General features: G+C 48.4%; 11 protein-coding genes. 9 read left to right on the top strand and 2 right to left on the bottom strand.

From position 1 onward, the window contains the following. Positions 1-816: DUF968 domain-containing protein (locus tag J5224_RS11695; protein ID WP_264625541.1), on the top strand; the 816-nt coding region annotated here is incomplete at its 5' end. Next, entirely contained in the window at positions 809-1237 is a 429-nt protein-coding gene (locus J5224_RS11690) for an antiterminator Q family protein (RefSeq protein ID WP_264625540.1), read from the top strand. The genes J5224_RS11695 and J5224_RS11690, both read left to right, overlap by 8 nt. A gap of 260 nt (positions 1238-1497) precedes the next feature. On the opposite strand, the gene J5224_RS11685 is transcribed toward J5224_RS11690, so the two are convergent. Beyond that, the gene (locus J5224_RS11685) at positions 1498-2310 is read right to left on the bottom strand and encodes a DUF3800 domain-containing protein (RefSeq protein ID WP_264625539.1); all 813 of its coding nucleotides are present in this window, start codon (positions 2308-2310) and stop codon (positions 1498-1500) included. Positions 2311-2469: 159 nt separating this feature from the next. Between J5224_RS11685 and J5224_RS11680 the strand changes: the two genes are divergently transcribed. The 4 genes from J5224_RS11680 (at position 2470) to J5224_RS11665 (ending at position 4484) form a co-directional block, all read left to right on the top strand. After that, entirely contained in the window at positions 2470-2730 is a 261-nt protein-coding gene (locus J5224_RS11680; RefSeq protein WP_264625538.1) for a phage holin family protein, read from the top strand. Continuing rightward, positions 2723-3244, top strand: a complete 522-nt coding sequence (locus J5224_RS11675) for a lysozyme (RefSeq protein ID WP_264625537.1) — start codon at positions 2723-2725, stop codon at positions 3242-3244. The genes J5224_RS11680 and J5224_RS11675 overlap by 8 nt, the downstream gene beginning before the upstream one ends. After that, entirely contained in the window at positions 3217-3768 is a 552-nt protein-coding gene (locus J5224_RS11670) for a hypothetical protein (protein ID WP_264625536.1), read from the top strand. Before J5224_RS11675 ends, J5224_RS11670 begins: the two co-directional genes overlap by 28 nt. A gap of 518 nt (positions 3769-4286) precedes the next feature. Beyond that, the gene (locus J5224_RS11665; RefSeq protein WP_264625535.1) at positions 4287-4484 is read left to right on the top strand and encodes a hypothetical protein; all 198 of its coding nucleotides are present in this window, start codon (positions 4287-4289) and stop codon (positions 4482-4484) included. Positions 4485-4620: 136 nt separating this feature from the next. Here the strand turns inward: J5224_RS11665 and J5224_RS11660 are convergent, their stop codons facing one another. Further along, on the bottom strand, positions 4621-4797 hold the full coding sequence (locus J5224_RS11660; protein ID WP_264625534.1) for a hypothetical protein: 177 nt from the start codon (positions 4795-4797) through the stop codon (positions 4621-4623). A 246-nt stretch (positions 4798-5043) separates the two neighbouring features. Between J5224_RS11660 and J5224_RS11655 the strand changes: the two genes are divergently transcribed. From J5224_RS11655 to J5224_RS11645, 3 genes are all read left to right on the top strand, one after another. Next, positions 5044-5394, top strand: a complete 351-nt coding sequence (locus tag J5224_RS11655; RefSeq protein ID WP_264625533.1) for an HNH endonuclease — start codon at positions 5044-5046, stop codon at positions 5392-5394. A gap of 146 nt (positions 5395-5540) precedes the next feature. Then, entirely contained in the window at positions 5541-6014 is a 474-nt protein-coding gene (locus J5224_RS11650; RefSeq protein WP_108361632.1) for a phage terminase small subunit P27 family, read from the top strand. Beyond that, a complete protein-coding gene (locus tag J5224_RS11645) occupies positions 6014-7771 on the top strand; it encodes a terminase large subunit (protein ID WP_264625532.1) in 1758 nt (585 codons plus the stop codon). The genes J5224_RS11650 and J5224_RS11645 overlap by 1 nt, the downstream gene beginning before the upstream one ends. Positions 7772-7777 lie beyond the last annotated feature (6 nt).

Here is a 7777-nt window from a genome sequence, read left to right as displayed (position 1 = left end):
GTGATTAATGCCGCTGGTGGTACTGATGGGCTGATTTACTGGCTGAACCAGTCAACAGTGTGCCAGCGCGAAAGCGACTATCACGCTAAGAACTTCATCACCATGAGGTACGGGCATAGCGCTATTCGGTTGTGCTGGCACTGTGACAATCAGGTACACGGTCACAATTCACCGGCGCATGATGAACTGGCAGATCGGAATGCTGCCGAGTGGGTAATTAATCAGGCCCGTATCTGGCTGGCGTTACCTGAGGGGCATCAGGTAACAGCACATGAGCTTAGTTGGTGGGCTGTGGTGAAACAGATATCAGACCTGCTGCCAGAGCATGCCATTCGCATCAGTCTGCGCATGCCAGCCCGTGAAGAGAAGCCAGGACCGAAAAAGGAATCCGACATTGTTTGGGAGACACCAATACACGACATTATTGGCGAGCGTATAGAGCAGATTAAACCCATTATCGCGCTGCTGGAAGACGACGAACCAGCAGCCGGTTTTATGCTGCGTCCAAAGTTAAAGCGTCTGGAGTGTGAGAAGTACACCCGTTGGGTGAAGTCACAGCAATGTGCATGCTGTGGCGCTCCTGCTGACGATCCGCACCACGTAATAGGGTATGGGCTAGGCGGGATGGGTACAAAAACGCATGACCTGTTTGTCATCCCCTTGTGTCGCCGTCACCACGACGAACTACACAGGGACGTAACGGCATGGGAAGCGGAATACGGCAGTCAACTGCTGTTAGTGGTCCAGACCCTCAACCGTGCATTGGGGATCGGGGCTATTTCAATCGGGAAACTAAAAGGTGTAGAGAATGCGTGATATTTCGATGGTGTTAGAACGCTGGGCTGGGTGGGCGTCGAGCGACGGTAGTGGTGTGGACTATTCGCACGTTGCTGCTGGTTTTAAAGGATTACTGCCACAAAAGAATGGCATGCGGCTGTCGTGCTCTGATGATGATGGTCTAGTCATTGAGAAATGCATGGCGCGCCTGAAGGAAAAGCGACCGGATGAGTATCACCTGCTTGTTGCTCACTATCTTTACCAGATATCAAAACGCAAGTTGGCCCGCTGGCGCAAACGTGATGAGAAAGTGATTCGTGTTGAGATGCAGATGGCAGAGGGCTTTATTGAAGGGTGCCTTGCTGTGCTGGATGTTCGGTTGGAAATGGACCCAGAAGTAGAAATTCCGCAAAATTCACACAAAACGCTATCGCGGTCCGCAAATTGTGTATTAGTGTGATAAGAAATGGCACTTTGCCTTGTTGCTTATCATAAGCATGAGGCCCACGAACTCCGTAGAAGCAAAAGCCCATCTAGATATGGGCTTTTTGTCGATTGCGACTCAAGTATTTCATGTCCGAGTTGACGATCTAGGGTTATAAAAGTAGTATTTATGCAAGTGCTTTCGATTTTGGGAATAAAGAGGCGGCTCCCAAAAATAAACCGCCAAGTTGGTCACTTCGTCGTAAGACTGGAACTCCAACCATGCTGGCTGAGAGGTCAGCGCCCCTTACTCTGTATTGATGGTAGTGGATAAATAAGTTCAACGTCCTTTGTTTCAATCTCTCTCGGCCCTCGACTTCTATCAAAAAAGAACCAAATGTTAAATTTTCTCTCTTTGGGCCATGTGTCGTATTTAAGTGAGTTCCATCCAAGGTAATAAGCAACTTTTTTTGAAACTTCGATTTTAGCTTCAGCTGAAGCTTTACCTTGGTAAGCACACATTACCGCTCCCAAGAGAAAATCTGCAATCTGTATGTGTTCAGATGACTTTGAGTCCTTTGAAACAACACTGTTTATGATGTTTTTTCGACCAAATGTTTGAGCTAGTGTGTGATTTGCTATCACATGAAAAGCCTCGTCTGCTTTTTTATATCTTGAAGCGATAGGATCGACTTCAATCCTGAACTCACAATCTCTCTCAGGGTGGGCTTTTATAACATTTCCGATTTTTGTTGATATTAGTTTTGTAAAATGCTTTCTCATAGCAAGATCATAATCACCATCATGAAATGATTTATTGACCATGGATTTTTCAACAACGATGCAATGGAAGGCGAGCCACTGATGTTTGAAAAAGACTTCTATCAATTCGTGATAGAACGCAGTATTTCTTTTGTTATGTGCCTTTTGCCATTTTATTTCATCGTGGACATTATGTTTATCACGCAGTTCACGAACGATCCTCGCGAAGTCTCCACGGCGTTGATACTTCATCCATAAACTGCCGAAGCCATAGTAACGTTGACCATCAATACCTGACTCATCACAGGCCACATGCCAGATGAGTTTACCTGGATTATCAGAATTCATTTTGGACCTTAGCGACTGAGAACAGAAACACTAATAGTAAGCCTATTATTTAATCACATACGAAAGTGATTGATAAAGATCATTTTAATTCAGGCCCGCTTTGTCGGGCCTTTCTTTTTTCTAAATCACACAGCGCCATCCCTGTTGGGAGGTGAGGCTATGGCTGACATGAGCAAAATATCGAGCAGGGCCGCTTACACAACCGGCACGACGCTAACCACTGCCGGAACGTCTCTAAAGGCGTGGGGCGCATCTATTGAGGACAAATTCACCGTGCTTGGCGATCAGATTGCAGGATTAACACTCAGTGATTGGGCGATCATCGTCGGCATGCTGTGCACTCTCGGAACGTTTGCGTTGAATTGGTACTACAAGCGCAAGGAATTCAATCTCAAAGCGGGCGGGCAAACCAATGGCTAAACGTAAGATAGCGGCTGCCGTGGTTTGTTCTGTCGGTGTGATTATCAGCATTGTAATGAACAACGGCCAGGTGAGAACCAATCAGGCAGGACTGGAGTTGATCGGTAATGCCGAATCATGCCGACGTGATCCTTACATGTGTCCAGCCGGTATTTTGACTGATGGGATCGGAAATACGCATGGTGTTGTCGATGGCACCCGTAAAACGGACGAGCAGATTGCCGCAGACTGGCAGAAAAACATCCTTGAGGCTGAAAGTTGCGTTGATAAATATGCCGGTGGGAAAAAGTTGCCGAGTACCCCGTTCAGCGCAGCAGTGAGCATTGCTTTTAATGCTGGTTGCACAAAGGTGCAAACCTCAACCATGTTTCAGTTGTTCCGCTCCGGGAACATTCAGGCGGCGTGTGAGCAGTTCCCTCGCTGGGTATACGGTGGCGGTAAAGTGCTTCCGGGGCTGGTTGGCCGCAGGGATAAGGAGCGTGCGTTATGTCTATCCTCTCAGGCTGGAAAATAACTGTCCTTGCGCTGCTGGCCGGAATGGCACTCGGTTGGTACGTGCAGGGGCTACGCTGGGATGCTGATGTTGCAGAACGCGGCAAGAAAGCATCTGAGGATATCAGCGCCGGACAAAAGGTTGTGATAGTAGGGCAGGCGTTCCAGTTTCAACGCTTCAACGAAATAGCCAGACAGGCCAATCAGTACGCCATCAACATCAAAGGGCAGTCCGATGAAAAGCAGATTGTTTACCGCACAATCATCAAACGTGACCCGGCTGGCCGCCAGTGTGTGCCTGATGGTGTCGCTAGCCGGTTGCTCGACTACACGCACCGTTTACGTTCCAGCGCAATGCACCCCGCTGCCAGCCAGCCTGACGCAGCCAGTGCTAGCGCCATTGCCACCGCCTGCCGACTGACGTATGCGCAGGCCGTTTACTGGATTGATCCACTACTAACCGCGATCGACAAGGCGAATAGCCAACTGGCGGGAATTCGTGAAGCTGATAGTACGAGACAGAAGAAAGCCGATGTTCGACCGTGATCTAAATGCCGCCTTCATTTTTCTGTGTGTCGTATGTGCTGTTGTTGGCTGGGGCGTAATTGAGTTCTTGTTGTGGTTGTTTAGCCATGTTTCCATGTCGTGGGCGTGGTGGCAAAGAGGAGCGTTTAACTATGACAATTTCGCTAAGCAATCTTGTTTATGAAACGCCTCACATCTTAAACATACCCATGAAGTTAATCTTCCAATGCTGAATAGTCGGCGTACCTCATGGGAAATATATATGTCTTATTATTATGTGAATAAAAATAAGCAGGCTAACGGTGATAATGAAGTCCATGTTAGCGGTTGTCAGTGGATGCCCGAAGAAAAACATAAGCAGTATCTTGGTAATTATGATTCATGCCGCCCAGCGGTTCAGGAAGCGAAAAGGTTAGGTTATAACGCCAATGGTTGTTATTACTGCTGTCGAGCGTGTCATACGTCATAAATGAATTTCAGAAAACCAAATGAAGGTCACTACGGTGGCCTTTTTTATTGTCAGAAGCAGGAGAAGAAGCATGTTAACAGTGAAGGTTGTATCACCAGGAGGTGGCGAAGAAATCCATTGCGGTCTTAGCGTTGGGTTCAACCCCAGGCAGCAGAGCCTCGCCATATCAGGAATGGATCAAAGCGTGTTCCTTAAGCCGGATGAAATTGCCTATGTGATGAACTCAAACGGTAAAACAGTATCACGTTATGAGTACAATCTCAGATAGTAGGAATCACATAAGCCCTTCATTGAAGGGCTTCGATAGTAAAAATTGATGATGAATAAAGAAGATCATCATCGACTGGCGGCGTATCTCTGGGCCTGATAGCAGAGAGTTCTACTAAGAGAAGAAGGCAATATACTTAACGTAAGTTTTTTACGTACCCCTTCTCCCACTCAGTTTCCAGTGCTTTAAAAATTCTTTCATATTCAGCCCTAATATATTCTGCGGGGTGTTGAATTTGTGCTGATCCAACGCGCCCAGCGGTTATTGTGGCGGCTAATTCAAACAGCATTTTACGTTTTTCATCGGGTGTCATAATTGTTCTCCTTGATACTGCAATGTTGCAGTACTGCATATATTTGGCTCTAACTAATTGATATCAAGGTTGAGTGAGAAAATTAGGATTTAATAGTTTTAATTTTACTTTTATTGGGTAGATCGTATGTTCTAGTAGATTGACTGTGCGCTTCAATAGCGGTTTCTTCTCGGACGAACCAAAGCCAGTATAATTAAAAATGATGCACAATGAACACTGGGCGATAATTTCTATTGGGATTGACCTATGCCAGCCTTAACCCCTCGCGCATGCCGCAAACGTGGCTGCGCTGCTACAACGACAGATCGCTCCGGATACTGCGAACAGCATCGCCATGAAGGATGGCAGCAGCATCAGCAAGGTAAGAGCAGACACGAACGAGGCTACGGTAGTGACTGGACAATCAGGCGAGCCCGTATCCTGAAGCGTGACAATCATCTGTGTCAGGAATGCCTACGCAATAGCCGTGCAGTAGAAGCCAAGACAGTTGACCACATCAAGGCCAAGGCTCATGGGGGAACCGATGATGATTCGAACCTCGAAAGCCTATGCTGGCCGTGTCACCGCACCAAAACAGGGCGCGAACGGTTCAAGTGATAGCTATTCTCATCAAGGGGAGGGGGAGGGTAAATCTCTACAGCCCTGTCGCTCCAGTACCGCCGCCTAGCCTTTCTTCACATCGCCGCAGGTTAGAAAACTTTTTTTGGGGTCCCCCATCCGATGATTAATAGGAGTTTTCGATTATGTCTGGACCACCGAAAACCCCGACCCATCTACGTTTGGTGAGGGGTAACCCATCAAAACGCCCGATCAACAAAAATGAGCCGCAACCGACAAAAGGGGTCCCCCCAACGCCGAAGCATTTTACCAAGCAAGGTAAGTACTGGTTTAAGCGATTGGGCGATCAATTAGCAGGGATCGGCGTACTCACAGAGCTTGATGGAAAGGCTCTTGAAATGTTGGTCGACGCCTACGTTGACTATCGACTTATTAAAGAAGCGCTGGAACGCGAGGGCGCGACAAAAGAGATCACCACTACTACGGGTGATGTCAGAGTTAAACCGAGTGACTTTTTTGGTGAGAGCCGAGAAGCCAGAAAAGAAGTCCGAGGTTGGCTTCAGGAATTTGGCATGACGCCATCCAGCCGATCAAAAGTAAACGCTAGCACGTCAGAGCAGACCGATCCGCTGGCTGAATTTCTTAACGCGAGGGATTAATGGCTAAAGTTTCTGATGGTATTCGCTACGCTGAACGTGTCGTGGCGGGGGATGTTATTGCCTGCGAGTACGTGCGCCTGGCATGCCAGCGCTTTCTTGATGATTTAAAGCATGGCGAAGCGCGTAATGTTTGTTTCAGCGAACCACGCGCACAACACATCCTCAATTTTTATAAATTCGTACCACACGTTAAGGGCAATCTGGCCGGTCAGCCTATCGAGTTAATGGACTGGCATGTGTTCATCCTGATCAATATCTTCGGCTTTGTCATTCCGCTGGTGGACGAGCAAACTGGCGAAGTGGTGTTACGCAACGATGGCAGCGGCCGCCCGGTGATGGTACGCCGCTTCCGCACTGCCTATAACGAGGTGGCGCGGAAAAACGCCAAATCAACCCTGTCGTCTGGTATCGGCCTGTATATGACGGGTGCAGATAACGAGGGGGGCGCAGAGGTCTATTCAGCGGCCACAACGCGCGATCAGGCACGCATTGTATTTGAAGATGCGAAAAACATGGTCAAAAAGGCCAAGGCGACACTCGGCAGGCTGTTTGAGTTCAACAAGTTGGCTATTTATCAGGAGCAAACGGCCTCGAAATTTGAGCCGCTCTCCTCTGATGCCAACAACCTCGACGGCCTGAATATCCATTGTGGCATTGTCGATGAGTTGCACGCGCACAAAACCCGTGACGTGTGGGACGTTCTGGAGACGGCAACCGGTGCCCGCCTGCAATCATTACTGTTTGGCATCACCACGGCGGGTTTCAATAAAGAGGGCATCTGTTATGAGCTGCGTGATTACGCCATCAAGGTGTTGCACGGCTATAACAGCGCAGTCGAGGGAGCAGTAAAGGACGATACGTTTTTTGCCATCATCTACACCCTGGATAAAGACGACGATCCCTTTGATGAAACGGTGTGGCAGAAAGCCAATCCCGGCCTGGGTATTTGCAAGCGCTGGGACGACCTGCGGCGACTGGCTAAGAAAGCCAAAGAGCAGGTTTCAGCCCGCGTTAACTTTTTCACCAAACACATGAATATCTGGGTGACCGCTGAGTCTGCCTGGATGGACATGATTAAGTGGGAAAAATGCGAATACCTTGCTCCACAACACGAGCTGAAGACTTACCCGATGTGGGTGGGCGTCGATCTAGCGCATAAAATCGATATTTGTGCTGCGGTCAAACTCTGGCGGGCAAATAACGGCCATGTGCATGCTGATTTTAAGTTTTGGTTACCCGAGGGAAGGTTGGAGCGATGCTCTGCACAAATGGCGCAGATGTATCGCAAGTGGGCTGAACTCGGCAAGTTAGAGCTGACTGACGGTGACGTGATCGACCATGCTCAGATTAAGAGTGACCTCACTGATTGGATTAGTGGTGAAAATCTAAAAGAAACAGGATTTGACCCATGGAGCGCCACTCAGTTTAGTCTGGCGCTTGCCGAGGATGGCATTCCTCTGGTGGAGGTTCCGCAAACAGTACGTAATTTTTCAGAAGCCATGAAAGAGGTTGAAGCGCTGGTCTACGGTGAGCGCTTTCACCACAGCAATCATCCGGTCATGAACTGGATGATGTCGAACGTCACGGTTAAGCCGGATAAAAACGACAACATTTTCCCCAACAAATCGACACCAGAAGCCAAAATCGATGGCCCTGCCGCATTGTTTACGGCCATGAGCCGGTTATTGGTGAATGGTGGCGAACAAGCGGAAAGCCTTTCTGAACATCTGGAAAGTTACGGCGTCCGTTCACTATAAAGAGGC

This window comes from Candidatus Symbiopectobacterium sp. NZEC135 (assembly GCF_025962695.1).
Note: the sequence above shows the minus strand (reverse complement) of the source record. Positions and strands in the feature narration are given on the sequence as shown.

Coding starts and splice junctions, on each gene's coding strand:
- J5224_RS11690 (WP_264625540.1), top strand. CDS start 809: ATGCGTGATATTTCGATGGTGTTAGAACGCTGGGCTGGGTGGGCGTCG.
- J5224_RS11685 (WP_264625539.1), bottom strand. CDS start 2,310: ATGAATTCTGATAATCCAGGTAAACTCATCTGGCATGTGGCCTGTGAT.
- J5224_RS11680 (WP_264625538.1), top strand. CDS start 2,470: ATGGCTGACATGAGCAAAATATCGAGCAGGGCCGCTTACACAACCGGC.
- J5224_RS11675 (WP_264625537.1), top strand. CDS start 2,723: ATGGCTAAACGTAAGATAGCGGCTGCCGTGGTTTGTTCTGTCGGTGTG.
- J5224_RS11670 (WP_264625536.1), top strand. CDS start 3,217: ATGTCTATCCTCTCAGGCTGGAAAATAACTGTCCTTGCGCTGCTGGCC.
- J5224_RS11665 (WP_264625535.1), top strand. CDS start 4,287: ATGTTAACAGTGAAGGTTGTATCACCAGGAGGTGGCGAAGAAATCCAT.
- J5224_RS11660 (WP_264625534.1), bottom strand. CDS start 4,797: ATGACACCCGATGAAAAACGTAAAATGCTGTTTGAATTAGCCGCCACA.
- J5224_RS11655 (WP_264625533.1), top strand. CDS start 5,044: ATGCCAGCCTTAACCCCTCGCGCATGCCGCAAACGTGGCTGCGCTGCT.
- J5224_RS11650 (WP_108361632.1), top strand. CDS start 5,541: ATGTCTGGACCACCGAAAACCCCGACCCATCTACGTTTGGTGAGGGGT.
- J5224_RS11645 (WP_264625532.1), top strand. CDS start 6,014: ATGGCTAAAGTTTCTGATGGTATTCGCTACGCTGAACGTGTCGTGGCG.